The organism is Vermiculatibacterium agrestimuris, assembly GCF_943193085.1.
Lineage (GTDB): Bacteria > Bacillota > Clostridia > Oscillospirales > Oscillospiraceae > Vermiculatibacterium > Vermiculatibacterium agrestimuris.
Genome location: NZ_CALPCU010000016.1, coordinates 17,767 through 42,816, shown reverse-complemented (window position 1 = coordinate 42,816; position 25,050 = coordinate 17,767). Strand labels below are relative to the sequence as shown.

The window sequence follows — 25,050 nt, the reverse complement described above, 5'->3', positions numbered from 1 at the left end:
AGACTACCGGCGCAACGCGTTCGCCTGTCAAGGAGGAGAAGAGGATGCTGGAACAGATCGAGCAGGTTCTCAACGAGCAGGTTCGGCCCCAACTGGCTATGCACGGAGGGGAGATCCGCTCCATCGGGTATGAAAACGGAGTGTATCGCTTTGAACTGCTGGGATGTTGCTCCGACTGTCCGGCGGCCTCCATTACGACGGAGGAGCTCATCCGCGGCGCCATCACCGAAGCGGTTCCACAAGTAAAGGATGTGATCCTGGTGGACGGGGTAGACGAGGATCTGGTGGCTCAGGCCAGAGCCATATTGACCCGGAACCGCCCATGACCGTCGGGATCAAATACTGCGGCGGCTGCAACCCGAGATATGACCGGGCTGCAGCCGTCCGGCGCCTGAAGGAGAGCTGCCCCGGTGCCGCCTTCGTCAATGCCGCTTCCGGAAAGGGGTATGACGCGCTGGCGGTGGTGTGCGGCTGCTCCGCCCGGTGCGCCGGCCTGGAGGGACTGGGGGACGCACCTGTGGTGATGCTGTGCCAGGAAGAGGATGTCCCCCGGGCCGCCGATGAGCTGATGATACTGCAAAGGAGCGGACAAGATGGATTGGAAGACCTATTATGAAGCCCACATTACCGACGCCGCCGCGGCAGTGAAGCGGATCAAGTCCGGCGACCGGGTGGTGGTGGGGCACGCCTGCGCGGAGCCCTCGCATCTGGTCGACGCCATGGTGCGCAACGCCGCCGCCTATGAAAATGTTGAGATCGTTCACATGGTGGCCAAGGGGAACTCGGAATATTGCGCGCCGGAGTACAGCAAGAATTTCCGCCACAATGCCCTGTTTGTGGGCGCGTCCACCAAGGCCGCTGTGGCGGAGGGACGGGGAGACTTCACTCCCTGTTATTTCAGCGAGATCCCCGCCCTCTTCCAGAGCACCCTGCCAGTGGATGTGGCGCTGGTCCAGGTCACGCCCCCCAACGAGCACGGGATGTGTTCTCTGGGGGTCTCCGTGGATTACACTATGGCCGCGGCCGCCGCGGCAAAAATCGTGATCGCGCAGGTCAACGAGTGCATGCCCTATACGAACGGCGCAAGCGAGATCGCGGTGGAGGATATCGACTGTTTCGTGCTCCACAACGCCCCCACCATCCCTCTGGCGCCGCCCAAGATCGGCCCGGTGGAGGAGGCCATTGGAAAGAACGTTGCCACCCTGATCCGGGACGGCGACACCCTTCAACTGGGGATCGGCGCGATCCCCGATGCAGTGCTGCTGTTTTTGAAGGATAAAAAGGATCTGGGGATCCACTCTGAAATGTTCTCCGACGGAGTGGTGGAGCTTGCGGAGGCTGGGGCGATCACCAATGGGAAAAAGACCCTTCGGCGGGGCAAGTATGTGGCGACCTTTCTGATGGGGACGCAGCGCCTGTATGACTTTGTGGATCACAATCCCGACGTGTACATGGCTCCGGTGGACTATGTCAACGACCCCTATGTGATCGCTCAGAATGAGAACATGGTGTCCATCAACTCCTGCGTGCAGGTGGATCTGATGGGGCAGGTGGCCTCTGAGACCATTGGCATGACGCAGATCTCCGGTACCGGCGGCCAGGTGGACTTCATTCGGGGAGCGGCCCGGAGCAAGGGCGGCCGGGCGATTATCGCCATGTCCTCCACGGTAAAGGGAAAGACCTCCAAGATCGTTCCTCTGCTGGACACGGGGGCCGCCGTTACCACCGGCCGGTGCGATGTGGACTATGTGGTGACGGAGTACGGAATTGCCCAATTGAAGGGGCATACTTTGCGTCAGCGGGCCCGTGCGCTGATCGGCATTGCCCATCCCGATTTTCGTGATGAACTGATCGGCGAGTTCAAAGCGCGTTTTCACTGCGAATATTAAACCGGCCTTTTATAAAAATGCGATATGTGCGTCAAAGGGGGAGACCCTGTGACGCAAAACAGCCCGGACATTTCTGTGTCCGGGCTGTTTTGCGCCCTTTTGCCCCGGCGGGGGACGGCCCAGGCGGGCACGGCGGGCTGTGCCCCGTTGGGGATTTCCAAATTTGAGGTTTTGGGTTTGTGTGGAGCTTCCGGTGGTTCTTTTTTTGCTTATCTGTGTTATAATAGCGGAAAACGGCAAAATTCCGGGAAAGGAGGCGGCGTCGTGCTCAAGCTGATCTTAGGCCGGGCGGGCACCGGCAAGTCCGCCGATATGCTGAAGACCATCGCCCAGAGGGCCAGTAGCCGGCCTCAGGTGCTCATTGTTCCCGAGCAGCACTCCCACGACGCGGAGCGGAATCTCTGCGCCGTGGCGGGCAACGCGGTCAGCCTCCACGCCGAGGTGCTCTCCTTCACCCGGCTGGCCAGCCGGGTCTTCTCCGTCCATGGCGGACTGGCGGAGCCCACCCTGGACGCGGGCGGCCGGCTGCTTTTGATGGACGTGGCCTTAAAGGCTGTGGCGGAGGAGCTTCGGGTCTATGCCCGCCCCTCCCGGAAGCCCCAGTTTCTCGCCCAGCTGGCGGCCACAGTGGACGAGTGCAAGGCCGCCTCCATCACCGCCCAGCGGCTGCTGGAGGTGTCTGGAGAGTTGGAGGCGGAGCAGGGAAAGCCCGGCGAGATCGGGGACAAATTCTACGATCTGTCTCTCATTTTGGGCGCCTACGACGCCTTTACGGAGACGAAGGGGGCCGACCCGAGGGACAGGCTCACCAAGCTGGCCCACGTTCTGGAGACATGCCCCTGGGCCAGGGGAAAGGATATCTATTTCGACGCCTTTACCGACTTTACCGCCCAGGAGCGGCTGGTGTTGGAGCAGCTTCTGACCCAGGCGCAGTCCGTCACTGTGGCCCTTACCTGCAACGCTCTGGAGGGCAGTGACGAGGATGTGTTCGCCCCCGCCCGGCGGACGGCCTGGAAGCTCATCGACCTGGCCCGCCGCTGCGGTGTGGAGGCAGAGGCCCAGGTGCGCACGGAGCGTTCCGCCCCGGGCGCGGAGACGCTGAAGCAGGTGGAGCGCCGCCTCTTTGAGCCGGTGATCGTGCCGTTGAAGGGCGCGCCCCGGGAGGTGGAGCTCTACCGGGCCGGCAGTCCTTACGCCGAGGTGGAGCGGTGCGCCGCCGAGCTGCGGCGGCTGCTCCGGGAGGAGGGCTACCGCTGCCGGGAGCTGGCGGTCACCGCCCGAAGCATGGAGGTCTATGGCCCGCTTATCGACCAGATCTTTCCCCGGTACGGCCTTCCCGTGTTCCTGGCCCGCATGGACGACGTGCTGCAAAAGCCCATCCTGACCCTCATCACCGCCGCCCTGGACGCGGTGGCGGGAGATTACCGCTATGAGGATGTGTTCCGCTGCCTCAAGACCGGCCTGGCGGGGCTTACCCTCGACGAGGTAGACCGGCTGGAGAACTACGTGCTCAAATGGGACGTTCGGGGAAGCCGCTGGACGCAGAAGAGCGAGTGGAATATGCACCCAGACGGTTACGGCGGGGTATGGCACGATGGGGAGCGGGCGGCGGTGGCGGAGCTGGACGCCCTCCGGCGCAAGGTGGCCGCCCCCTTGGAAAAACTGCGTCTGACCCAGGAGAAGACCGGCCGGGGACTGGCCCTGGCCCTTTACGGCTATCTGGAGGACATCGGCCTGGCCCAGCGGCTGACCCAGCGCGCCCAGACCCTGCGGGAGAGGGGCCGGGAGGAACTGGCCGCCGAGTATGGGCAGCTGTGGGAGATCCTCTGCGCCGCACTGGAGCAGTGCGCCGAGCTGCTGGGAGACACCCCCATGGACTGGGAGGAGTTTACCCGGCTGTTCAAGCTGGTGCTCTCCCAATACCAGGTGGGGGCCATTCCCGTGTCGCTGGATCAGATCACGGCGGGGGAGATGCCCCGGCTGGCGCACAAATACTGCAAAGTCCTTTATGTACTGGGGGCGGACGACGGCTCTATTCCCGCCGCGGCGCCCTCCCCCGGCCTGATGAACGACGATGACCGGGCGGTACTGGCCGCCTACGGTTTGGAAAGCGCGCCCAAGCTGACCGACAAGCTCTGGCGGGAGATGACCATTGTCTATGAGACCTGCGCCCTGCCCTCGGAACGGCTGGTGGTGAGCTGGCCCACCCGGGACAGCGGCGGAGAGGAGCGGCAGCCCTCCTTTCTGGTGAAGAAGCTGCGCACCCTTTTCCCCGACCTGGCCGTGGTGGACGAGGGGAACCTGAAGGACGCCTTCCGCCTGGCGGCGCCCCGGCCCGCTTTGGAGCTGGCGGGACGGCAGGCCCGGGTGGGGGCGGCGCTGAAGGCGATCCCGCAGTACGCGCCCCTGGTGGAACGGGTGGAGCGGGCCCAGGGCATGGAGCGGGGGAGCCTGACCCGCCCCTCGGTGGAGAGCCTCTATGGCCTCCGGGTGCCCATGTCCGCCTCCCGGCTGGACAAGTACAACTCCTGCCATTTTTCCTATTTTATGCAGTACGGGCTGAAGGCCAAAGCCCGGAGATCCGCCGGATTCCAGGCCCCGGAATACGGCACCTTCGTCCACTACGTGCTGGAGCACATCCTCAAGGAGCGGCAGGGTGAGGCCATCCCCAGCCGGGAAGAGGTCTCCGCCGTGGTGGAGCGGTACGTGGAGGAAGAGCTGGGCGGTCTGGAGGGGGAGACCCCCCGGTTCCGCTATCTCTTCCGCCGGCTGGAAAAGTCGGTGTACGCCGTGGTGAAGAACGTCTGCGAGGAGCTCTCCCGCTCCGACTTTAAGCCCATCGCCTTCGAGCTGGGCTTTGGGAAGGACAAGGAGCTGCCGCCGGTGGAGCTCACCGTGGACGGCCTCACGGTGTCGGTCTCCGGCTTTGTGGACCGGGTGGACGGCTGGGAAAAGGACGGCAAGCTCTATCTGCGGGTGGTGGACTACAAGACCGGACGGAAGAGCTTTGACCTTACGGACGTGTGGAACGGCCTGGGACTGCAAATGCTCCTCTACCTCTTTACCCTCCGGGAGGAGGGAAAGGCCCTCTTTGGCAGGGAGATCGTTCCCGCGGGAGTGCTCTATCTCCCCGCCCGGGATACGGTGGTGGCCGGGAGCCGGGAGATGACTGAGGAAGAGCGGCAGAAGGCGGTGGACAGCCAGCTGCGGCGCAAGGGCCTGGTACTGGAGGAGGCGGACGTGCTCCAGGCCATGGAGCATGGGGGAGAGGAAGGCCCCCGGTTCCTGCCCCTGCGCCTGAGCAAGACCAGCGGAGCGCTCACCGGGGACGCCCTGGTCTCCGCCGAGCGGCTGGGGCGGCTGGAACGGCACACCCGGAAGGTGCTGGAGGATGTGGCCGCCGAGCTTTCGGCGGGGAATATTGCCGCCGATCCCTTCTGGCGCGGCCCCCAGCACAATGCCTGCCAGTGGTGCGATTACGCCGCTGCCTGCCAGTTCCGGGAAGGAGTGGGCGGCGACTGCAGGCGGTGGCTGCCGGGGGTCAGGGCAAAAGAATTTTGGGAACAGCTGGAGAAGGGGGAAGAATAGGATGGAGAGCCGGGATCCGGCAGAGGCGCCGGATCCAACTCCGACATTCTATTTGGGAGGAATTCTTCATGTTCGTTTCCGACTGCACAGCGGTTAAGCTGACCTCCAACGCTGGGAAACCGTACTGGTTCCGCACCTGTGACATTGGGGGGAACATCTGGGAAGAGGGGAGCCATATGGTCTCCGTTCCCAAGGGAAAGCGCCTGGATCTCAGCGGGGGAGAGAAGCTGACGCTCAAGCACGCCCTGCTGGGGGTCACCTACAGCCCTCTGGATACATGGCTCCTGGACGGGATCAATGACGCGGGACTGACGGGAGGACTGCTGGCGCTCTACGACGGCACCAGCGCGCCCACGGCTCAGCCCGGTTACCTGGGGATCATGGGGATGGAACTGGTGACCTGGCTGCTGGGGAACTGCGTCTCGACAGCGGAGGTGGCCAAGGCCGCGGAAAAGATCCAGATCCTGGATGTGCCCGCGGAGTGGGAGATGGTTCCCGCCAATGTCCACTATATGTTCGTGGACAGGTCGGGAAAGTGCGTCATTTTGGAGGCCGCAGACCCGGAGCGGCCGGGGATGCTGACGGTGTATGAGGAGAATCTGGGCCTTATGACCAACTCGCCGCCCTATCCAAAGCAGTTGGACAATCTGCGCTGGTTTCTGGCCAATTCTCCCGAGCTGACCTGGGGGAAGGAGGAGCCCTGCTCCATCACCCTCAACGGCATGACGGTGACGGCGGACTGCGGGGCGGAGCACTGCTGTATGGGGGGCATCTTTCCCGCCTCCTACGCCTCCTATGACCGGTTTGTCCGCATGGCGGTGATGAGCTTTCTGAACAGGGAGGGGAAGGATTTCCCCGATGACCGGATCCTGCCCCTGGGAAGCGGGCTGATGTGCCCTGTGATGGAGCCCTACAGCCAGGGGATATTCCACTATACCGCTTTCGACAAGGAGAATGGGCCCATCAGAAGCCTGCCCAGCTACACCCAGTATCTGGTGATGTACGACCTGGGGGAGCGGGCCATCTATATGCGGCCTTGCGGGGTCAGCGTGTGGACGAAGCTGACGCTGGAGCGATGCTCCAAGGAGAGCATAGAGCACCACGAGATCTGCCGGTACCCCCAGGGGGGCGTGGTGGAGATGAGGCGCAGAAGCTGACAGAAGAGGAGGGAGGGCCATGCCCTTCGCACTGACAAGAGAACAGGGCCAGGCCGTCTCCCACCGGGGAAGCGGCCTGCTGGTCTCTGCCGCCGCGGGGTCTGGTAAGACCCGGGTGCTGGTAGAACGGCTGCTGTCCCGGGTGGAGGAGGGGACGGACATTGACCGCTTCCTGGTCATCACCTATACCCGCGCCGCCGCCGCTGAGCTGCGGGGGCGGGTGGTCTCCGAGCTCTCCGAGCGGCTGAGCCAGCGGCCCGGAGACGCCTTTCTCCGCCGGCAGGCCACGCTGGTCTATAAAGCGCAGATCTCCACGGTACACGCCTTCTGCGCCCAGCTTTTGCGGGAGGAGGGCCACCGGCTGGAGCTGGACGCCGACTTCCGCCTGTGCGACGAAAGCGAGGGCCTGAGCCTTATGGAGGAGGCCCTTAACGGCGTGTTGGACAAGCGGTATGAGACCATCATGCCGGGCAGTGATTTTGCTGTGCTGGTGGACGCCATGTCCGCCGGGCGGGACGACACCCGGCTTATGCAGATCGTTCTGGATATCCGGGGCCGTATCCAGAGCCACCCCGATCCGGAGGGCTGGCTCTCGGAGCAGGAGCGGGCCTTTGCCCTGGAGGGGGTAGAGGACGCGGGGGCCACCGTTTGGGGGGAGCTGCTGCTGGCCGACGCCCGCCGCCAGGCGGAATACTGGGCGGGGCGGATGGAGCAGGCCATGGCGCTGTGCGGCGGAGACGCGGTTCTGCAAAAGGCCTACCTTCCCAGTCTGGAGGTCACCTGCGAGGGCCTGAAGGCTCTGTCGCGGGCCACCGAGGAGGGCTGGGACGCCGCCAGGGCACGCGTCCAGGTGGAATTCCCCCGGCTGGGCAGCTCCCGGGGCTGTGAGGACCCCTATGCCCTGGAGCGGATCAAGCTGGTGCGGGAGGACTGCAAAAAGCGCTTGAAGCGCATCGCACAGCTTTTTTCCGACGACTCCGCCGGTTTTTTGGCCGATATGCGGGCCGTGTTCCCCGCCATCCGGGGGCTGTTCGCACTGGTGCGGGATTTCGACAGGGCCTACGCCGCCCAGAAGGCCCGCCGGGGGGTGCTGGACTTTTCCGACCTGGAGCACATGGCGGCAAAGCTCCTCCTGGACGGGGCTGGGCAGCCCACTGAGCTGGCCCGCCGCTGGGGGGAGCGGTTCGACGAGGTGATGGTGGACGAGTACCAGGACACCAACGCCGTACAGAACGCCATCTTCACCGCCCTGACGGACGGGGGCAAGGATCTTTTCATGGTGGGGGATGTGAAGCAGTCCATCTACCGCTTCCGGCTGGCCGACCCCACCATTTTCCTGTCCAAGTACCGCGCCTACAAGCCCTGGGAGGCGGCGGAGGAGGGGGAACCGCGGCGGGTGCTTCTGTCCCGGAATTTCCGCTCCCGGCCCCAGGTGCTGGAGGGGTGCAACTACCTGTTTCGGGCGGTGATGAGCGAGACCTTTGGTGAGATGGACTACACCGACGACGAGGCCCTCATCCCCGGCGGCAGCTTCCCGGCGGAGGAGGCGGGGAACTACGCCCTGGAGCTGGACGCGCTGGACTGCTCCCTGGCCGGCGAGGGGGAGGAGACCGGCCCCAGACCGCCCCGGGATCTGCTGGAGGCCCGTTTCGTGGCCCGCAGGGCCAGAGAACTGCTCGATGAAGGGTTCCCCGTCTCTGACGGAGAGGGGGGAGTGCGGCCTGTCCGGGCCGGGGATATGGTCATCCTCCTGCGCTCGCCGGGGACGGTGCTGCGCCACTACGCCGCCGCGCTGGCCGAGCAGGATATTCCCTGGGAGGCGGAGGGGAGCGGGGACTTCTTTTCCGCCACGGAGATCCAGGTGGCCCTGTCGCTCCTTCGGGTGGTGGACAACCCCCGGCAGGATGTGGCCCTCATCGCCGCCCTGCGCTCGGCGGTGTATGCCTTCTCTGCCGACCGGCTCTCCCAGATCAGGGCCGCCGCTCCCACCGAGGACTTTTATACCGCCCTCACCCTGGACGGCGGCGAGGACGCCCGGGCCTTTCTTGCCGAGCTCCAGGCTCTGCGGGAGCGGGCGGGGGACGAGAGCTGCGACCGGCTGCTGTGGCAGATCTATGACCAGACCAACCTGCTGGGCGTCTACGGCGCCATGGACGAGGGGGAGAAGCGGCAGGGCAATCTGCTGGCGCTGGCTCAGTTGGCCCGCGGATTTGAGGTCGGAGGCCACAAGGGCCTCTTTCCCTTCCTGACCTATCTGCAGCGGCTGGAGGAGCAGGGCGGGCCTGTGTTCACCGGCGGCGCAGGCCGGGGGGAGGGGGTGCGCATCCTCAGCATCCACCGCTCCAAGGGCTTGGAGTTCCCTGTGGTGTTTCTGGCGGGACTGGCCCGCCAGCTCAACCGCCAGGATCAGACCGCCCCCATCCTCTTCCACCCCAAGCTGGGAGTGGGGCCCAAGCGGCTGGATGTAGAGCGGATGGTGGAATACCCCACCCTGGCCCGCCTGGCGGTGGAGCGGCAGATGGACTACGAGCTGTCGGCGGAGGAGCTGCGGCTGCTCTATGTGGCCATGACCCGGGCCAGGGAAAAGCTCATTATGACCTGCGCCCTCACCGGGGGGCGGCGGGATGTGGACAAGCTCCTGCCCTCCGCCGCCGTGCCGGTGGAACCCCAGGCCCTTCTGGACTGTGCCAGTCCCGCCCAGTGGGTGCTCCTGCCCGCCCTGGCCCGGCCGGAGGCCGCCCCGTTAAGAGAGGGGGCCTTCCCCCCGCCGGCGGCCCCCGGCGTTGACTTCGGCCCGGCCTGGGACATCCGCTGGGTGGACGCCGCGCCCCTGGCCCAACCGCCCCACCGCGCAAGAGGTGGGGCGGCCGGCCCCGCTGGTGAGGACACGGAACCGGGGGATCTGGCGGCGCAGTTTGCCTGGGCCTATCCCTATGCCGAAGATGCGGCCCTGCCCTCCAAGCTCACCGCCACCCAGCTCAAGGGGCGGGAGCTGGACGAGGAGGCGTGGGCGGAGGCGCCGCGGCCGGCCCAGCCGATCCAGTTCCAGCGGCCCCGGTTTGCCGTGGAGCGGCTGGGCCTCACCCCCACCCAGAAGGGCACGGCCCTCCACCTGGCCATGCAGTACATCGATTTCGGCCGCTGCGGCAGCGTCCCGGAGATCGCCGGGGAGCTGGAGCGGCTGGTGGAGGAGCGGTTCCTCACCCCGGAGCAGGCCGGAGCGGTGGAGCCGGAGAAGATCTGGGCTTTCTTCTCCTCCCCGCTGGGCCGGGAGATGCTGGCGTCGGACAGTTTGCGCCGGGAGTTCAAGTTCTCCATCCTCACCCCCGCCCGGCAATACTATCCCCAGGCGGGGGAGGGGGAGCAGGTGCTCCTCCAGGGCGTGGTGGACTGCTATTTCGAGACCGGCAGGGGCATTGTGGTGGTGGACTTTAAGACCGACGCCGTCCACGGCCAGGCCCTCACAGCCCGGGCAGGAGAGTACAGGCCCCAGCTGCTGGCCTACGCCAAGGCCCTGGCCGAGATCACCGGCAGGCCGGTGTGCCGCCGGGTGCTGTGGTTTTTCTCCGAGGGCCGGGCGGTGGAGGTCTAAAGGGCCTATTTAGGAGCAAAAGTGAAAAAACCTCTTGCTTTTTTACAATGCCTATGCTATCATATTATAGCGTTTATAAGGCGTGGAAGTTTGCTGCGCCGCTTCACCAGGAACGAGAAAGAGGTGAATCCAACATGAAGGAAGGCATCCATCCCGACTACAAGCAGACCACCATCACCTGTGCCTGCGGCAATGTGATCGAGACCGGCTCCACCAAGGAGAACATCCGTGTCGAAGTCTGCTCTAAGTGTCACCCCTTCTTCACCGGCAAGCAGAAGATGGTGGACACCGGTGGTCGTGTCAGCCGCTTCAACAAGAAGTTTGGTCTGGACAAAAAGTAATGGAACATGGAAGGGCCTGTGCCGGTTTACGGTACAGGCCCTTTTGCATAGGATAGGGCGATATTGAAACGGAGGGATGCGCCATGCAAAAGGTAGACCCCAAGACCCTGGACGCGAATTTCTTTTCCCTGCTCAGCGACCGGTGGGCCCTGCTCACCGCAGCGGATGGGACGAAGTGCAACCCCATGACCGTCAGCTGGGGCGGGACGGGCATTTTGTGGAACCGGCCCGTGGCCACCGTCTACGTCCGTCCCCAGCGGTACACCTACGGACTGATAGAGCATGAAAAGTATTTTTCCTTGTCGTTCCTTCCGGAGAAGTACCGGGAGGTGATGGCCCTCTGCGGGGCCAAAAGCGGCCGGGATACGGACAAGGTAAAGGAATGTAACTTGACGGTTCTGGAGGGGGAAAAGGCCCCCTGTTTTGCCCAGGCGGAGCTGACGCTGGTGTGCCGCAAGCTCTACGCCCAGAGCTTTGACCCCGCCTGCTTTGCTGACGGGACAATGGATGAGAGCTTCTATCCGGGCAAAGACTACCACAGGATGTATATTGGAGAGATCGAGGCGGTCTTGAAGGGATAAGACCGCCCCGGCTCTACGGAGGTACTATGTTCGAGAAAACCTTTGACGGAACAAAGATCAACCGGGCGGTGCTGGCGGGGCTGAACGCCAACTGCCTGTCCAGGGAGGACAACGCCACCGAGGAATCTCTGGAGGAGCTGGAGGCCCTTCTGGAGACCGCCGGGGGCGAGTGCGTGGGCACCGTCCTGCAAAACAAGGCCACCCCCGACCCCCGCACATTCCTGGGGGAGGGAAAGGTGGAGGAACTGAAGCAGCTGTGCGAGGGTGTGGGGGCCGATCTGGTCATCTTTGACAACGAGCTCTCCCCCTCCCAGCAGCGCGTCCTCACCGAGACCCTTGGGGCGCAGGTGCTGGATCGCTCCGCCCTCATCCTGGATATCTTCGCCCAGCGGGCCCGCACCAGCGAGGGCCGGCTCCAGGTGGAGCTGGCGCAATACAAATATCTGCTGCCCCGGCTGACCAGCATGTGGAAGCACCTGGAGCGGCAGGAGGGCGCCATCGGCACCCGGGGCCCCGGCGAGACCCAGCTGGAGACCGACCGGCGGCTCATCCGCAAAAAGATCACCAAGCTGGAGGAAGAGCTCAAAGAGGTGCGCCGGGTGCGCGCCACCCAGCGGCAGCGCCGGGAGAAGAACGAGGTGCCCGTGGTGGCCATCGTGGGCTACACCAATGCCGGGAAGTCCACCCTCTTAAATCACCTGACCGGCGCGGACATCCCCGCCAACAACAGGCTGTTCGACACCCTGGACACCACCACCCGCACCCTGGAGCTGTCCGACACCTGCACGGTGCTCATCTCCGACACGGTGGGTTTTATCTCCAAGCTGCCCCACCAGCTGGTGGAGGCCTTCAAGGCCACCCTGGAGGAGCTGGAGTACGCCGACCTTCTGCTCCACGTCATCGACGCCTCCGATCCCCTCTGGCGGGAGCAGGCGGAGGTGGTGGAGCGGCTCATCACCGAGCTGGGAGCCTGGGAGACCCCCCGCATCGACGCGTTCAATAAATCCGACCTGCTGGCGGGGGACATCCTGCCCCACGGGGAGAGTATCGTCGCCCTCTCCGCCAAGACCGGGGAAGGAGTGGACAAGCTCCTGGAGCTGCTGCGCAAGCGGCTGGATCAGGGGGCCCACAAGGTGAAGCTGGCCATCCCCTACGACCAGGGGGGACTGGTGGACATGCTCTACCGGGAGGCCAAGGTGGAGAAGGTGGATTACGGCGAGACCATCGAGGTGGAGGCGGTGTGCACCCCCAAGGTGCTGGGACAGGTGCGAAACTATGTCACCGAGGGCTGGAAGCCCGCCAAGGAGCCCTGGGAGGATTAAATCAGCCGGAGCAGTTGGAGACCCATGGCCAACCCGGCGGTAAAGGCGGCCTCCAATTCCATGGATTCCGCCACGGACTTCATGTCGAGGAAGCGCTCCAGCTCCTTTTTGGCGGGGACGTCCAGCATGGCTTGGAGACGCTTGCAGGCGGCCTCGCTGTAAGCTGCGTTGGACTCATATTCCTCCAGGTCACCCATGTATTGAAGATGGATATCATTTTTCATCATGTGTTGGTATAGGGCGAGAACGGGGTCTGACATAAAATCACCTCATTTGACCAAGCGGTCAAATTCTGCTATCATTATAACTTGCCCGTACGGGCATGTCAAGGGGTATTTTTATGAAATTGGCAGAGAGATTAAAGGAACTGCGCAAGGGAAAGAATCTGCGGCAGGAGGATGTGGCGAAGGCGCTGGATATTGCTGTGCGGTCTTACTGCCGGTATGAGTACGGAGAGCGGGAGCCCAGTGCCTCTGTGCTCTGGCGGATGGCGGACTTCTATGGGGTCAGCATTGACTACCTGGTGGGCCGGAGCGGGGACAGGAGGTAAGCCATGGGTTTGGAGACGGCGCGGCTGATCCTGCGGCCCTTCGGGGAGGGGGACGCCGCCGACCTGTACGAGTACGCCAAAGACCCCCGGGTGGGCCCCGCCGCCGGATGGCCGCCCCATCAAAGCCTGGCCGAGAGCCGGGAGATCATCGCCACCGTATTTTCAGCCCCTGGGACGTTCGCCGTGGTGGACAAGTCCTCGGGGAAGGTCATCGGCTCGGCGGGCTTTGTAGACCGCCACCGGACCAGCCTGCCCGGCCCCGACGACGAGATCGGCTACGCCCTGAACCCCGCTTATTGGGGCCGGGGCCTGATGCCCGAGGCGGTGAAGGAGCTGCTGCGGTATGGCTTTGAGGAGCTGGGTCTTCAGACCATCTGGTGCGGGCACTACGACTTCAATGACAAGTCCCGCCGGGTGGTGGAGAAGTGCGGCTTTCTCTACCGCTTCACGGAAAAGAACTGGGTAGAGCTGATGGGGGAGGAGCGCACTGAGCTCCACTATGCCCTGACCCGGGAGGAGTGGCAGAATTTATGACCGAATATTACATCCCCACTGCCCCTTCGGAGACGGAGTTTACCGAGAAGCGGTCCCGGTTCATCGGTCACGTGTGGCCCGTGAAGACCGAGGAGGAGGCCCGCGCCTGCATCGAGGCCATGAAAAAGCGTTACCACGACGCCCGGCACAACTGCTGGTGCTACCGCCTGAAGGAGGGCGTGGAGCGGTACTCCGACGATGGGGAGCCCCAGGGAACCGCCGGGCAGCCCATGCTGGGGGTGTTCCAGCGGGAGGAGGTCACCGACCTGGTGTGCGTCTCCACCCGGTACTTCGGCGGCATCCTGCTGGGGGCCGGAGGGCTGACCAGGGCCTATACCCGCTCGGCCAAGGACGCTCTGGACGCCGCCGGCGTGTCGGTGATGCGGCCCTGGACGGCGGTGGAGTGCTCCTGCCCCTATCCTCTTTTTGAGCGGCTGAAGCTGGAGCTGACGGCGCTGGAGGGGACGGAGGGGGAGCACGAGTTCGGCTCGGAGATCCTCTTCCGGGCCCTTCTGCCTCAGGGAGCGGAGGAGCGTTTCACCCAGCGGGTGGGAGAGCTCTCCGCCGGGGGGAGCGTCCCCAGGATGGTGGGCGTTCAGTGGAAGGCGGTTCCCCAAAAAAGATAGGAAAAAAGGCGGCTGTGTCAAAACAGCCGCCTTTCCGATCTTTTTGAGAAATTTTCTGAAAAAAGAGGGTTTTTTAGCCCACCGGCGTATATACAGTTAGAAGAAAAAAGGAAGGGGCGCGCAGCCATATGACCATCCGGGAACAGCTGGAGGAGCGGGAGCGGAAGGATCTGTCTCCCTTCGCCTGCCTTGCCGCCAAGTCCAAGGGCCGTCAGCGGCCGGTGGAGCCCTGCCCGGTGCGCACCTGCTTCCAGCGGGATACCGACCGCATCGTCCACTGCAAGGCTTTCCGGCGGCTCAAGCACAAGACCCAGGTCTTCCTCCAGCCGGAGGGCGACCATTACCGCACTCGGATGACCCACACCCTGGAGGTGTCCCGGGTGGCCCGCACCATCGCTCGGGGACTGGGCCTCAACGAGGATCTGACCGAGGCCGCCGCCCTGGGCCACGACCTGGGCCACACCCCCTTTGGCCACGCCGGGGAGCGGCTTTTGAACGAGATCATGCCCGGGGGCTTTCGCCACTTTGAGCAATCCCTGCGGGTGGTAGACCGGCTGGAGAACGACGGGGAGGGCCTGAACCTGACCTACGAGGTGCGCCGGGGCATCCTGTGCCACTCCGGCGGGGAGCAGGCCGAGACCCTGGAGGGGCGCGTCGTGCGTCTTTCCGACAAGATCGCCTATTTGAGCGCCGATATCGACGACGCCCTTCGGGGGGGCGTCATCTATCCCCTGGACATCCCCGCTGAGGTGGCCCAGGAGCTGGGCAGTACCCACGCCCAGCGCATCAACACCCTGGTCATGGATATCATCTCGGAAAGCCAGGGGAAGAACGAGATCCTCCAGTCCCCGGAAAAGAAGGCGGCCATGGCGCAGCTGAAGGAGTTCATGTTCGCCTCGGTGTACCTCAATCCCATGGCCAAGGGGGAGGAGGGCAAGGCCCAGGAGCTGCTGCGGCGGCTGTTTGACTACTACATGGGGCACCTGGACAAGCTGCCGGAGGAATTCCAGAACATCCGGGCGGCGGAGGGGGAAGAGCGGGCGGTGTGCGACTACATCGCCGGCATGACCGACGCATACGCCGTGGAGACCTATCTCGACCTGTTCATCCCCAAATCCTGGTCGGTGAAGTGAGGCGCGGCCCGCCCGGGGCGGAGCGCGTGTGGGGTTACAGACGAAAGCGGTATAAAACTGTCAGAGTTTGGCAATCATAGCCAGGAGCGGGGAAAGGGGGGATGCGCGCATGCCCATTCCGGAGCAATTTATCGACGAGCTGATCCAACGCAACGAGATATCGGACGTGGTGGGGGAGTACGTCCACCTGACCCAGAAGGGCGGGAACCTGTGGGGGCTGTGTCCCTTTCACACGGAGAAGACCCCCTCCTTTTCCGTCTCCCGTGACAAGCAGATCTACCACTGCTTCGGCTGCGGCAAGGGGGGCGGCGTTATCTCCTTCGTCATGGAGATGGAGCACCTGAGCTTCCCCGACGCGGTGCGGCACCTGGCCAGGCGGGTGGGCATGGAGGTGCCGGAGACCGGAGGCAGCGACGAAGGGCGCAAAAAGCTGCGCCGGGCCCTGGAGGCCAACAAGGCCGCCGCCCGTTTCTACTATCAATATCTGGGCTCGCCCGGCGGCGCCGCCGTCCGGGACTATATCGCCCAGCGGCGCATCAGTCCCAAGTTTGCCACCCGCTTTGGCCTGGGGGCTGCCCCCGACGAGTGGGACGCCATGACAAAGGCCCTCACCGCCCAGGGCTTCTCCAAGCTGGAGCTCATCGACGCGGGGCTTGCGGTGGCGGGGAAGAACGGCGGGATCTACGACAAATTCCGCGCCCGGCTCATGCTCCCCGTTATCGATGTGCGGGGGGATGTGGTGGGCTTTACCAGCCGTATCCTGCCGGGGCTGGAGGGGGCCAAGTACCTCAACAGTCCGGACACGGTGTGCTTTAAGAAGAGCCAGCTGATCTACGCCCTCAACCTGGCCAAGGCCACCAAGCGGCCCAACCTCATTCTGGTGGAGGGCAACATCGACGTCATTACCCTCCATCAGGCGGGTTTTGACAATGTGGTGGCCACCATGGGCACCGCCCTCACCGCCGACCACGCCCGGATCCTGTCCCGGTACACCAAGGAGCTGGTGCTCTGCTACGACAACGACGCGGCGGGGAAGAAGTCCACGGAGCGGGTGTTGGGCATCCTGAAAAACGCCGATCTTACCGTCCGGGTGCTCCAGCTGCCCAACGCGGTGGGGGAGGACGGAAAGCCCATGAAGCAGGATCCGGACGACTTCGTAAAGCGGTTTGGCCCCGCTGCCTTTGAGAAGTGCCTGAACGGCTCGGCGGGACAGAACGACTACCGGCTGGACGTGCTCACCCAGGGGGCAGACCTGGAAAGCGACGAGGGGCGCATGGCCTTTCTGCGCGCGGCGGTGGAGACGGTGGGCGCCCTGGAGAGCTCCATCGAGCGGGAGATATACGGCGCCAAGGCCGCCAAGGCTGCGGGGATCTCTGAGACCGCCTTCCACCAGGAGGTGGAGCGGTGGCGGAAGAACCGAACTTGGCAGGCCAAAAAGAAGGAGCGGCGGCGGGCCATGGCCCCCGCGGTGAACCTGCAGTCTTCAAACCGGGAGCTGCGGTATGAAAATGTCCGCTCCGCCCGGGCGGAGGAGGGGATCCTGCGGCTGGTGCTGCTGGACGCCGCCCTCTTCGCCAAGGCGGCGGTGGAGCCGGAGCAGTTTTCCTCTCCGGTGCTGGGAAAGGTTTTCCGCCTTCTCCGGGATCGCCACAGCCGGGGCCTGAGCGTCCAGCTCCCCGCCCTGGAGGGGGAGCTGACAGGGGAGGAGATGAGCCACATGGTGAAGGTGGCGGGTCAGCCGGAATCCCTGGCCTATGCGGACCGCTCCATGGGCGACTACATAGAGACGATACAGGCGGAGGCGGCGGCAAGGGAGGCCCCCAAGGGGGAAGACGCCCTACTGGCCCTGCGCGCGAGACAAAGAGAAAAGACAATGGAGGATGGACAATGAGCGAGAAGAAAAGCGGCAAGAGCGCCGAAAAGAAGAGCAAGGCCAAGGGGCCTGAGCAGCAGGCACCTCTCACCCAGGAGGAGCTGGAGAGCAAGCACGCCGAGATCATGAAGCTGCTGGAGGGCGTTCCCGGCGCGGAGCGGGTCAGTGAGCTGATCATGAAGGGCAAGAAGAAGGGAAAGCTGTCCTCCTCCGAGATGATGGATACCCTGGACGAGCTGAACCTGGACGGCGACCAGATGGACAAGATCTACGACGTGATGGAGAACCAGGGCATCGACGTGGTGGGCGACGAGGAGGATCTCCCGGAGCTGGAGGCCCTGGTGGATCTGGGGGACGGCGACCTGGCCCCCCCGCCGGAGGAACTGGCGGAGGTAGAGGAGATCACCGAGGAAGAGGTGGTGGATCCCTCTGCTCTGGCCGAGTCTTTCGGCATCGACGACCCGGTGCGCATGTACCTCAAGGAGATCGGCAAGGTGGATCTGCTCACCAGTGAGGAGGAGGTCTCCCTGGCCCAGGATATGGGTCTGGGCGCCGCGGCGGCGGAGACCCTGGCAGAGTCTGGAGACGACCTGGATGAGGCCACCCGAAAGGAACTGGAGGAGACGGTCAAGAAGGGCGAGCGGGCCAAGCAGCGCCTGGCGGAGGCCAACCTGCGGCTGGTGGTCTCCATCGCCAAGCGGTACGTGGGCCGGGGCATGCTTTTCCTGGATCTCATTCAGGAGGGCAACCTGGGCCTGATCAAGGCGGTGGAGAAGTTCGACTACACCAAGGGCTATAAGTTCTCCACCTACGCCACCTGGTGGATCCGGCAGGCCATCACCCGGGCCATCGCCGACCAGGCCCGCACCATCCGCATCCCCGTCCATATGGTGGAGACCATCAACAAGGTCATCCGGGTCTCCCGGCAGCTGCTCCAGGAGCTGGGCCACGACCCCACCCCCGAGGAGATCTCGGAGGAGATGGGTATGCCCGTGGAAAAGGTGCGGGAAATTTTGAAGATCGCCCAGGAGCCTGTGAGCCTGGAGACCCCCATCGGCGAAGAGGAGGACTCTCACCTGGGAGATTTCATCCCTGACGAGGACGCCTCCGAGCCCGCTGAGGCCGCCAGCTATACCCTCCTGAAGGAGCAGCTCATCGACGTGCTGGACACCCTCACCCCCCGGGAGGAAAAGGTCTTGAAGCTCCGCTTCGGCCTGGAGGACGGCCGTACCCGCACACTGGAAGAGGTGGGCAAGGAGTTCAACGTGACGAGAGAGCGCATCCGCCAGATCGAGGCCAAGGCCCTGCGGAAGCTGCGTCATCCCTCCCGGAGCAAGAAGCTGAAGGACTTTTTGAATTAAGGAGGGGAGCGCGGTGCTTACACTGCCTGAGCTGCTGCGGGGCAACCCCTATCCTGGCCGGGGCATCGCATTGGGCCGCAGTGCCGACGGCAAACGCGGGGTCATCGTCTATTTTATCATGGGCCGCAGTGAGAACAGCCGCAACCGCGTCTTTGTGGAGACGGAGGACGGGATCAAGACCCAGGCCTTCGATGAGAGCAGGATGACCGACCCCAGCCTTATCATCTACCACCCGGTGCGGCTGCTGCCGGGTGGGCTGCTGGTGGTGACCAATGGCGACCACACCGACACCATCCGGGATTTCATCGCCCAGGGGAAGTGCTACCGCCACGCCCTGCTGAAGCGGACTTTCGAGCCCGACGGCCCCAACTGGACGCCCCGCATCTCAGGGATACTGAAGCCGGATGGGAGCTACAATCTCTCTATTCTGAAGACGGCGGGGGGAGATCCGTCCTGCTGTCAACGGTTTTTCTTTGAGTATGATACCCCTGTGCCCGGCGCAGGGCATTTCATCAGTACATATTTGACCGACGGAGATCCTCTGCCCTCCTTTGAGGGGGAGCCCTGCCGGGTGGATTTTCAGAACGAAACGGCCCGGGAGCTGGCGGACAAGGTGTGGGAGGCTATGGACGGGCGGAACAAGGTCGCTCTCTTTGTCCGCACGGTGGACGCCGCCGGGAAAATCGACAGCGTCATCATCAATCGGCATGGGGAGGCGGAACAATGACGGAGCTGGAGCTGAAATACGGCTGCAACCCTGACCAAAAGCCCTCCCGCATTTTCATGCGGGAGGGCGCTGCCCTGCCTGTTTCCGTGCTGAACGGCAGGCCGGGATATATCAACTTTCTGGACGCGCTTAACGCCTGGCAGCTGGTGCGGGAGCTGAAAGGGGCCACGGGGCTGCCCTCGGCGGCCTCCTTTAAGCATGTCTCCCCGGCGGGGGCGGCGGTGGGCAGACCGCTCACCGCTGTAGAGCGGCAGATCTATTTTGTGGAGCCGGAGGCGGAGCTGACTCCCATCGCCTGCGCCTACATAAGAGCCCGCGGCGCGGATCGGCTCAGCTCTTATGGGGACTGGGCGGCCCTCTCCGATGTATGCGACGCCGCCACCGCACGGTATTTGAAAAACGAGGTCTCCGACGGCGTTATTGCCCCCGGGTATACCCCCGAGGCCCTGGATATCCTGAAGGGGAAGAAGAAGGGCAATTATAACGTGGTGGAGATCGACCCGGACTATGTGCCGGCCCCGGTGGAATATAAGGACGTGTTCGGGGTCACCTTCCAGCAGGGCCGGGAGAGAAGCCCCATCGGCGAAGGACTGCTGGAAAATATCGTCACACAGAGCAAAGACCTGCCGCAAAAGGCAAAGACCGATATGCTCCTGGCCCTCATCACCCTGAAGTACACCCAATCCAACTCGGTGTGCTATGTGAAAGACGGCCAGACCATCGGCGTGGGTGCCGGCCAGCAGAGCCGCATCCACTGCACCCGCCTGGCAGGGCAGAAGGCGGATTCCTGGTGGCTGCGCCAGCACCCCGCGGTGCTGGGGCTGCGGTTTGCAGAGGGGATCCGCCGCCCAGACCGGGATAACGCCATCGACAACTACCTGCTGGGCGAGGTGGAGGAGACAGCCTTTGCCTCAACGCCCGGGCTGTTGACAGAGGAGGAGCGGCGGGCGTGGCTGGATCAGCTGACGGGGGTGACCTTGGGCTCCGACGCCTTCTTTCCCTTTGGTGACAATGTGGAGCGGGCCCGCCGCAGCGGCGTTCAGTACATCGTCCAGCCCGGCGGCAGTATCCGGGACGACAATGTGATCGCCACAGCGGATAAGTACGGAATGACCATGTGCTTCACCGGTCTGCGACTGTTCCACCACTGAAAAAATTATCGGAAGAAAATTTCACTTTCCTGTTGACAAGAGAAATATAGTCTGTTAAAATATCATTCGTTCGGTACGATGTGTGCCGATGGGAAAGTGAATATGGGGGTATAGCTCAGCTGGGAGAGCGCTTGAATGGCATTCAAGAGGTCAGCGGTTCGATCCCGCTTATCTCCACCAAGAAACAGTCATCCTTTGGGATGGCTGTTTTTTTACGCCATGATGGCGGCGGGATTGACAAACCGGAACCCCCGGCTTATGATAGGGTCAGCAGGGCCAAAAGGCAAAAAATGGGAGGCGTTGGATATGAAACGAAGCGAGATCAACAAGGCGCTGAGAGAGATGGAGTCCATGTGCCGGCATTACCACTGCTTTTTGCCGCCCTTTTGTTCCCTTACCCCGGCGCAGTGGCAGAGTATGGGCCACGAGTACGACGAGGTGCGGGAGTGTATGCTGGGCTGGGATATCACCGACTATGGCATGGGGGACTTCGATAAGCTGGGCTTTTCTCTCGTTACCATCCGCAACGGCAGCCGCCGGTCGGAAAAGTACCCGAAGGTATATGCGGAGAAGCTCCTTTATCTGAAGGAGGGGCAGTATGCCCCCAACCACTTTCACTGGTACAAGACCGAGGATATCATCAACAGGGGCGGCGGCAATGTGCTCATCCGGGTCTATAACAGCCTGCCGGACGAGGAGATCGATTTCACCTCTGATGTGACCGTCCACACCGACGGACTGGAGCGGACAGTCCCCGCCGGAACACAGATCCGTCTCACTCCCGGGGAGAGCATCTTTATTCCCCGGCGGCTCTACCACGATTTCACGGTGGAGAAAGGCTCCGGCGCGGTGCTGCTGGGCGAGGTGAGCCAGTGCAACGACGACGAGAGGGACAACCGCTTCCAGCCGCCCATGGGCCGGTTCCCTCAAATCGAGGAGGATGAGCCGCCTTACCGTCTGCTGTGCACGGAATATCCCAAGGCGAAGTGAGGGGAACGGGATGAACTATGATGTGACCGCCCTGGGGGAGCTGCTGATCGATTTCGCGGCCCGGGGCACGGATGAGAGGGGCTATCCCATCCTGGCCGCCCATCCCGGCGGAGCGCCGGGGAATTTTTTGGCGGCGCTGAGCGCCTGTGGGCGCAGGACGGCCTTTTTGGGCAAGGTGGGGGAGGACGCCTTCGGAAAGCTCCTGTTGGACACACTGGAGGAGGCGGGCATTGAGACAGTGGGCGTCCGGATGGATCCCGCCGTCTTTACCACGCTGGCCTTTGTCACCTTTGACGACAAAGGGGAGCGCTCCTTCAGCTTTGCCCGGAAGCCCGGCGCGGATACACAGCTGGGCTGGGAGGAGGTGGATACCGCCCTCATCGACGAAAGCCGGGTCTTTCATTTTGGCTCCCTGAGCCTTACTGGCGAGCCTATCCGGACGACGGCCCAAAAGGCGGTGGCCTACGCAAGGGAGCGGGGAAAGCTCATCACCTATGACCCCAACCTGCGCCTGCCTCTTTGGCCCGGCGAGGCCCAGGCCAGAGAGCAGCTCCTCTGGGGACTTTACCAGGCGGATGTGGTGAAGATCAGCGATGAGGAGGTGTCCTTCCTCTGGGGCTGTTTGCCGGAGGAGGGGGCCGACAGATTGCTGGGGGAGTTCGGCGTCCGCCTTGCCATGGTCACGCTGGGGCCCAGAGGGTGCCTTTTGAAGACGGCCCAAAGCCGGTTCCAGACCGCCTGCCCCCGGGTGAGGTGTGTGGACACCACCGGGGCGGGCGATATTTTCGGCGGCAGTGCCGTGGCCCGGCTGCTGGAGCTGAACAAGCCCATAGAAAAACTGACGGGAGAAGAGCTGGCCTATATCGGGCGATACGCCGCCACCGCCGCCAGCCTCTCCACTGAAAAGGCGGGAGGGATCCCCAGCATCCCGGTTCCCGCCCAGGTGTTGGAAAAGATGAGGGAACTGGCATGAGGAAACGAGAGGCCCCCTGGCACAGGGGGCCTCTCGTTTCCTTTCTCCATTGACGTTCAAAGAAAAAGAACATAGCCTCTTCTTCCTTGTCTTTCCATTGGGATTGTGCTATACTATAAAATCAAGAATAAAATGGAATCATATGACTTCAGGGAGGGATTTCCCTTTGAAAATCGTGGTCTTGGCCGGCGGGCTCTCGCCGGAGCGCAATGTGTCCCTTTCCTCCGGAACAAAGGTGTCCCAGGCTTTGCGTGACCTGGGGCACGATGTGGCGCTGGTGGATCTGTACTTTGGCCTGGAGGACTACCCCGGCCTGGAGCCCGAGGGGCTCTACTCTGCCCCGCCCCCGGCGCAGTGGCGGTCTGTGGAACGTCAGGCCCCCGATCTGGCGGCGGTGCGCGCCCGGCGGCGCTGGAGGGGCAAGGGGGCCTTCGGCCCCGGCGTACTGGAGCTGTGCGCCAAGGCGGACATCGTCTTCCTGGCCCTCCATGGCCAGTGCGGGGAGGATGGAAAGGTGCAGGCGGCCCTGGAGCTTCTGGACATCCCCTATACCGGCTCCGGCTATCTGGGCTCTGCCATCGCCATGGATAAGGATCTGACCAAGCGCCTGGTGAAGGGCGTGGTGAACACCCCGGCGTGGACGTTCCGGAAGTATACCGCCGAAGAGATAGACAGCCTTGCGGAGGGAACGGAGCTTCCCTGCGTGGTCAAGCCGGTGGATTCCGGCTCCTCTATCGGCGTGGCTATCGCCCACACACGGCAGGAGCTTCGCTCCGCCCTGGCACAGGGCCTGGAGCAGGGCGGACGGTGCGTGCTGGAAAAATATGTGAAGGGCCGGGAGATCCAGGTGGGGATCCTGGATGGCGAGGCTCTGCCCCCCATTGAGATCATCCCCCGGGAGGGCTTTTACGACTATGAGAACAAGTACCAGCCCGGCGCGGCGGAAGAGGTCTGTCCCGCCCCGTTGACCCCGGAGCAGACCGCGGAGGTGTGCAAGTTCGCCGCGGCGGTCTTTGCCGTCCTGGGCCTGGAGGTCTATGCCCGGGCGGACTTTATCCTGGACGGGGACGGCCGGTTTTGGTTCCTGGAGATCAACACCCTGCCCGGCATGACCCCTACCAGTCTTATGCCCCAGGAGGCCGCGGCAGCCGGCATGGACTATCCCGCTTTGTGCCAGCATATCATCGACAGCTCTCTGCGCCTGGAGCGCAAAGTTTGAAAGGAGGCTCCTTTTATGGAAGCCTTGACCCTGCGTGAGATATTGGAGGCGGTGAACGGCCGCCTGCTGGGTGAGTTCGACGATCTGGACGCGGTGGTGTCCAGGGTGGAGACCGACAGCCGTACCATCTCAGAGGGGGCGGTGTTTCTCCCCTTGATGGGGGAGCGGTTCGACGGCCATGCCTATATAGGCGCCGCCCTGGAGGCGGGGGCCGCCGGATGCTTTACCCAGCGGGAGCGGGAGAGCTATCTGCCGGGGAAGTTCTACATCAAGGTGGACTCTACCTACCGGGCGCTGCGGGACTTGGCGGTGTGGTACAAAAACCGGTTCAAGATCCCTGTGGTGGCCGTCACCGGCAGCGTGGGCAAGACCACGGCCAAGGACATGATCGCCGCGGTGCTCAGCGAGAAGTTCCGCGTCCTCAAGACCGAGGGCAACAAAAATAACGACATCGGCCTGCCTCTGACCCTGCTGGGGCTGAAGCGGGAGCACCAGATCGCCGTGGTGGAGCTGGGCATCAACCACCCCGGGGAGATGGACTACCTCTCCGCCATTGCCCAGCCTGACCTGGTGTGCCTGACCAACATCGGCGACTCCCACATTGAGGCTTTCGGCTGCCGGGAGAACACCCTGAAGGCCAAGCTGGAGATCTTTGCCCACGCCAAGCCCGGCTGCGCCGCGATCCTCAACGGGGATGACGAGCTGCTCCGGGCCGCGGCGGCGGGGCCGGACGCTCCCTGGACAGGCCCGGCGATCCTGGTGGGCCGGGGAGAGGGCCTGGATTACAGGGCCGGGGATGTGGAGAGCGATTGGCGCAGCCAGATGAGCTGCCGGGTGGACACCCCCAGGGGCAGCTGCCACATGGATATCCCCGGGCTGGGAGAGCACATGGTCTATCCCACCCTTCTGGCTACCGCTGTAGGGGAGCGCTTCGGCATGACCCTGGAGGAGATCGCGGCCGGGGTGCACAACTTTGCGCCCACCAAGATGCGGATGAATATCCTGCCCCGCTCCGACGGCATCACCATTCTGGACGACAGCTACAACGCCAGTCCCCAGTCCATGCGGGCCGCCATCGAGGTGCTGGATGGCTATACCGGCGACTACAAGGTGGCAGTTCTGGGCGATATGTTTGAGCTGGGCCCTCTGGCGGGCGTGCTCCACGCCGGCGTGGGGGAGTTCCTGGGCCGCAGCCATGTGGACTGCCTGGTGGCCATCGGGGAGCTGGCCAAGAGCATCTATGACGCCGCCATGGACTCCCAGGTGCCCCAGTGCTATTATTTCACCGCCAAGGAGGAGGCTCTGCCCGTGCTGAAGGAGCTGATAAAGCCGGGGACCACCGTGCTGGTGAAGGCGTCCCGGGGCATGGCCTTCGAGTCTGTCACGGAATATCTCAAGAGCATTGCCAGGGAGGCGTAAAGTTCTTACGCCCATACCAAAGAC

At 63.7% G+C, this 25,050-nt stretch carries 22 protein-coding genes and 1 tRNA gene; 22 read left to right on the top strand and 1 reads right to left on the bottom strand.

Annotated elements, in window-relative coordinates; translation table 11 throughout:
- The first annotated feature begins 44 nt into the window (after nucleotides 1-44).
- From NFR87_RS07125 to hflX, 9 genes are all read left to right on the top strand, one after another.
- Nucleotides 45-326, top strand: a complete 282-nt coding sequence (locus NFR87_RS07125; protein WP_251448371.1) for a NifU family protein — start codon at nucleotides 45-47, stop codon at nucleotides 324-326.
- A complete protein-coding gene (locus NFR87_RS07120; protein ID WP_251448369.1) occupies nucleotides 323-616 on the top strand; it encodes a hypothetical protein in 294 nt (97 codons plus the stop codon). Before NFR87_RS07125 ends, NFR87_RS07120 begins: the two co-directional genes overlap by 4 nt.
- Nucleotides 594-1,889, top strand: a complete 1,296-nt coding sequence (locus tag NFR87_RS07115) for an acetyl-CoA hydrolase/transferase family protein (protein ID WP_251448367.1) — start codon at nucleotides 594-596, stop codon at nucleotides 1,887-1,889. The genes NFR87_RS07120 and NFR87_RS07115 overlap by 23 nt, the downstream gene beginning before the upstream one ends.
- A 264-nt stretch (nucleotides 1,890-2,153) precedes the next feature.
- On the top strand, nucleotides 2,154-5,477 hold the full coding sequence (locus tag NFR87_RS07110; RefSeq protein WP_251448365.1) for a PD-(D/E)XK nuclease family protein: 3,324 nt from the start codon (nucleotides 2,154-2,156) through the stop codon (nucleotides 5,475-5,477).
- 68 nt (nucleotides 5,478-5,545) lie between these two features.
- The gene (locus NFR87_RS07105; RefSeq protein ID WP_251448362.1) at nucleotides 5,546-6,634 is read left to right on the top strand and encodes a linear amide C-N hydrolase; all 1,089 of its coding nucleotides are present in this window, start codon (nucleotides 5,546-5,548) and stop codon (nucleotides 6,632-6,634) included.
- A 19-nt stretch (nucleotides 6,635-6,653) separates the two neighbouring features.
- Entirely contained in the window at nucleotides 6,654-10,226 is a 3,573-nt protein-coding gene (gene addA, locus NFR87_RS07100; RefSeq protein WP_251448359.1) for a helicase-exonuclease AddAB subunit AddA, read from the top strand.
- Nucleotides 10,227-10,360: 134 nt separating this feature from the next.
- On the top strand, nucleotides 10,361-10,567 hold the full coding sequence (rpmE, locus tag NFR87_RS07095) for a 50S ribosomal protein L31 (RefSeq protein ID WP_251448356.1): 207 nt from the start codon (nucleotides 10,361-10,363) through the stop codon (nucleotides 10,565-10,567).
- Nucleotides 10,568-10,650: 83 nt separating this feature from the next.
- Nucleotides 10,651-11,148: a flavin reductase family protein gene (locus tag NFR87_RS07090; protein WP_251448353.1), complete on the top strand. Its 498-nt coding sequence runs from the start codon at nucleotides 10,651-10,653 to the stop codon at nucleotides 11,146-11,148.
- A 26-nt stretch (nucleotides 11,149-11,174) separates the two neighbouring features.
- Complete coding sequence (gene hflX, locus NFR87_RS07085; RefSeq protein ID WP_251448351.1) at nucleotides 11,175-12,470, top strand: GTPase HflX; 1,296 nt, start codon at nucleotides 11,175-11,177, stop codon at nucleotides 12,468-12,470.
- On the opposite strand, the gene NFR87_RS07080 is transcribed toward hflX, so the two are convergent.
- Nucleotides 12,467-12,730 carry a DUF6809 family protein gene (locus NFR87_RS07080; protein ID WP_251448348.1) on the bottom strand — a complete coding sequence of 88 codons (264 nt, stop codon included), beginning with the start codon at nucleotides 12,728-12,730 and terminating at the stop codon, nucleotides 12,467-12,469. The two genes, hflX and NFR87_RS07080, sit on opposite strands and share 4 nt — an antisense overlap.
- Before the next feature lie 80 nt (nucleotides 12,731-12,810).
- On the opposite strand from NFR87_RS07080, the gene NFR87_RS07075 reads away from it, so the two are divergent.
- The 13 genes from NFR87_RS07075 (at nucleotide 12,811) to NFR87_RS07015 (ending at nucleotide 25,026) form a co-directional block, all read left to right on the top strand.
- Nucleotides 12,811-13,020, top strand: coding sequence for a helix-turn-helix domain-containing protein (locus NFR87_RS07075; RefSeq protein WP_251448345.1), 210 nt, complete (start codon nucleotides 12,811-12,813; stop codon nucleotides 13,018-13,020).
- Between the two features lie 3 nt (nucleotides 13,021-13,023).
- Entirely contained in the window at nucleotides 13,024-13,554 is a 531-nt protein-coding gene (locus NFR87_RS07070) for a GNAT family N-acetyltransferase (RefSeq protein WP_251448342.1), read from the top strand.
- The gene (locus NFR87_RS07065; protein WP_251448339.1) at nucleotides 13,551-14,180 is read left to right on the top strand and encodes an IMPACT family protein; all 630 of its coding nucleotides are present in this window, start codon (nucleotides 13,551-13,553) and stop codon (nucleotides 14,178-14,180) included. Before NFR87_RS07070 ends, NFR87_RS07065 begins: the two co-directional genes overlap by 4 nt.
- Before the next feature lie 128 nt (nucleotides 14,181-14,308).
- Complete coding sequence (locus NFR87_RS07060; RefSeq protein WP_251448336.1) at nucleotides 14,309-15,313, top strand: deoxyguanosinetriphosphate triphosphohydrolase; 1,005 nt, start codon at nucleotides 14,309-14,311, stop codon at nucleotides 15,311-15,313.
- Nucleotides 15,314-15,422: 109 nt separating this feature from the next.
- A complete protein-coding gene (gene dnaG, locus NFR87_RS07055) occupies nucleotides 15,423-17,204 on the top strand; it encodes a DNA primase (RefSeq protein ID WP_251448333.1) in 1,782 nt (593 codons plus the stop codon).
- A 107-nt stretch (nucleotides 17,205-17,311) separates the two neighbouring features.
- On the top strand, nucleotides 17,312-18,547 hold the full coding sequence (gene rpoD, locus NFR87_RS07050; RefSeq protein ID WP_251448386.1) for an RNA polymerase sigma factor RpoD: 1,236 nt from the start codon (nucleotides 17,312-17,314) through the stop codon (nucleotides 18,545-18,547).
- Between the two features lie 13 nt (nucleotides 18,548-18,560).
- Complete coding sequence (locus NFR87_RS07045) at nucleotides 18,561-19,274, top strand: IMP cyclohydrolase (protein ID WP_251448330.1); 714 nt, start codon at nucleotides 18,561-18,563, stop codon at nucleotides 19,272-19,274.
- A complete protein-coding gene (locus tag NFR87_RS07040; RefSeq protein ID WP_251448327.1) occupies nucleotides 19,271-20,425 on the top strand; it encodes a phosphoribosylaminoimidazolecarboxamide formyltransferase in 1,155 nt (384 codons plus the stop codon). The genes NFR87_RS07045 and NFR87_RS07040 overlap by 4 nt, the downstream gene beginning before the upstream one ends.
- Nucleotides 20,426-20,529: 104 nt before the next feature.
- Nucleotides 20,530-20,605 (top strand) — tRNA-Ala (locus NFR87_RS07035).
- A gap of 126 nt (nucleotides 20,606-20,731) precedes the next feature.
- Nucleotides 20,732-21,415 (top strand): D-lyxose/D-mannose family sugar isomerase, encoded by a 684-nt coding sequence (locus NFR87_RS07030; RefSeq protein ID WP_251448324.1) that lies wholly within the window; start codon nucleotides 20,732-20,734, stop codon nucleotides 21,413-21,415.
- A 10-nt stretch (nucleotides 21,416-21,425) separates the two neighbouring features.
- A complete protein-coding gene (locus tag NFR87_RS07025; protein WP_251448321.1) occupies nucleotides 21,426-22,388 on the top strand; it encodes a carbohydrate kinase family protein in 963 nt (320 codons plus the stop codon).
- A gap of 175 nt (nucleotides 22,389-22,563) precedes the next feature.
- Nucleotides 22,564-23,607, top strand: a complete 1,044-nt coding sequence (locus NFR87_RS07020; RefSeq protein WP_338147045.1) for a D-alanine--D-alanine ligase family protein — start codon at nucleotides 22,564-22,566, stop codon at nucleotides 23,605-23,607.
- 15 nt (nucleotides 23,608-23,622) lie between these two features.
- The gene (locus NFR87_RS07015) at nucleotides 23,623-25,026 is read left to right on the top strand and encodes a UDP-N-acetylmuramoyl-tripeptide--D-alanyl-D-alanine ligase (protein ID WP_251448315.1); all 1,404 of its coding nucleotides are present in this window, start codon (nucleotides 23,623-23,625) and stop codon (nucleotides 25,024-25,026) included.
- The last annotated feature ends 24 nt before the right edge of the window (nucleotides 25,027-25,050 follow it).

What these genes read in the sequence shown, in the direction of transcription:
- NFR87_RS07125 (WP_251448371.1), top strand. Translation starts at nt 45, where the DNA reads ATGCTGGAACAGATCGAGCAGGTTCTCAACGAGCAGGTTCGGCCCCAA.
- NFR87_RS07120 (WP_251448369.1), top strand. Translation starts at nt 323, where the DNA reads ATGACCGTCGGGATCAAATACTGCGGCGGCTGCAACCCGAGATATGAC.
- NFR87_RS07115 (WP_251448367.1), top strand. Translation starts at nt 594, where the DNA reads ATGGATTGGAAGACCTATTATGAAGCCCACATTACCGACGCCGCCGCG.
- NFR87_RS07105 (WP_251448362.1), top strand. Translation starts at nt 5,546, where the DNA reads ATGTTCGTTTCCGACTGCACAGCGGTTAAGCTGACCTCCAACGCTGGG.
- addA (WP_251448359.1), top strand. Translation starts at nt 6,654, where the DNA reads ATGCCCTTCGCACTGACAAGAGAACAGGGCCAGGCCGTCTCCCACCGG.
- rpmE (WP_251448356.1), top strand. Translation starts at nt 10,361, where the DNA reads ATGAAGGAAGGCATCCATCCCGACTACAAGCAGACCACCATCACCTGT.
- NFR87_RS07090 (WP_251448353.1), top strand. Translation starts at nt 10,651, where the DNA reads ATGCAAAAGGTAGACCCCAAGACCCTGGACGCGAATTTCTTTTCCCTG.
- hflX (WP_251448351.1), top strand. Translation starts at nt 11,175, where the DNA reads ATGTTCGAGAAAACCTTTGACGGAACAAAGATCAACCGGGCGGTGCTG.
- NFR87_RS07080 (WP_251448348.1), bottom strand. Translation starts at nt 12,730, where the DNA reads ATGTCAGACCCCGTTCTCGCCCTATACCAACACATGATGAAAAATGAT.
- NFR87_RS07075 (WP_251448345.1), top strand. Translation starts at nt 12,811, where the DNA reads ATGAAATTGGCAGAGAGATTAAAGGAACTGCGCAAGGGAAAGAATCTG.
- NFR87_RS07070 (WP_251448342.1), top strand. Translation starts at nt 13,024, where the DNA reads ATGGGTTTGGAGACGGCGCGGCTGATCCTGCGGCCCTTCGGGGAGGGG.
- NFR87_RS07065 (WP_251448339.1), top strand. Translation starts at nt 13,551, where the DNA reads ATGACCGAATATTACATCCCCACTGCCCCTTCGGAGACGGAGTTTACC.
- NFR87_RS07060 (WP_251448336.1), top strand. Translation starts at nt 14,309, where the DNA reads ATGACCATCCGGGAACAGCTGGAGGAGCGGGAGCGGAAGGATCTGTCT.
- dnaG (WP_251448333.1), top strand. Translation starts at nt 15,423, where the DNA reads ATGCCCATTCCGGAGCAATTTATCGACGAGCTGATCCAACGCAACGAG.
- rpoD (WP_251448386.1), top strand. Translation starts at nt 17,312, where the DNA reads ATGAAGCTGCTGGAGGGCGTTCCCGGCGCGGAGCGGGTCAGTGAGCTG.
- NFR87_RS07040 (WP_251448327.1), top strand. Translation starts at nt 19,271, where the DNA reads ATGACGGAGCTGGAGCTGAAATACGGCTGCAACCCTGACCAAAAGCCC.
- NFR87_RS07030 (WP_251448324.1), top strand. Translation starts at nt 20,732, where the DNA reads ATGAAACGAAGCGAGATCAACAAGGCGCTGAGAGAGATGGAGTCCATG.
- NFR87_RS07025 (WP_251448321.1), top strand. Translation starts at nt 21,426, where the DNA reads ATGAACTATGATGTGACCGCCCTGGGGGAGCTGCTGATCGATTTCGCG.
- NFR87_RS07015 (WP_251448315.1), top strand. Translation starts at nt 23,623, where the DNA reads ATGGAAGCCTTGACCCTGCGTGAGATATTGGAGGCGGTGAACGGCCGC.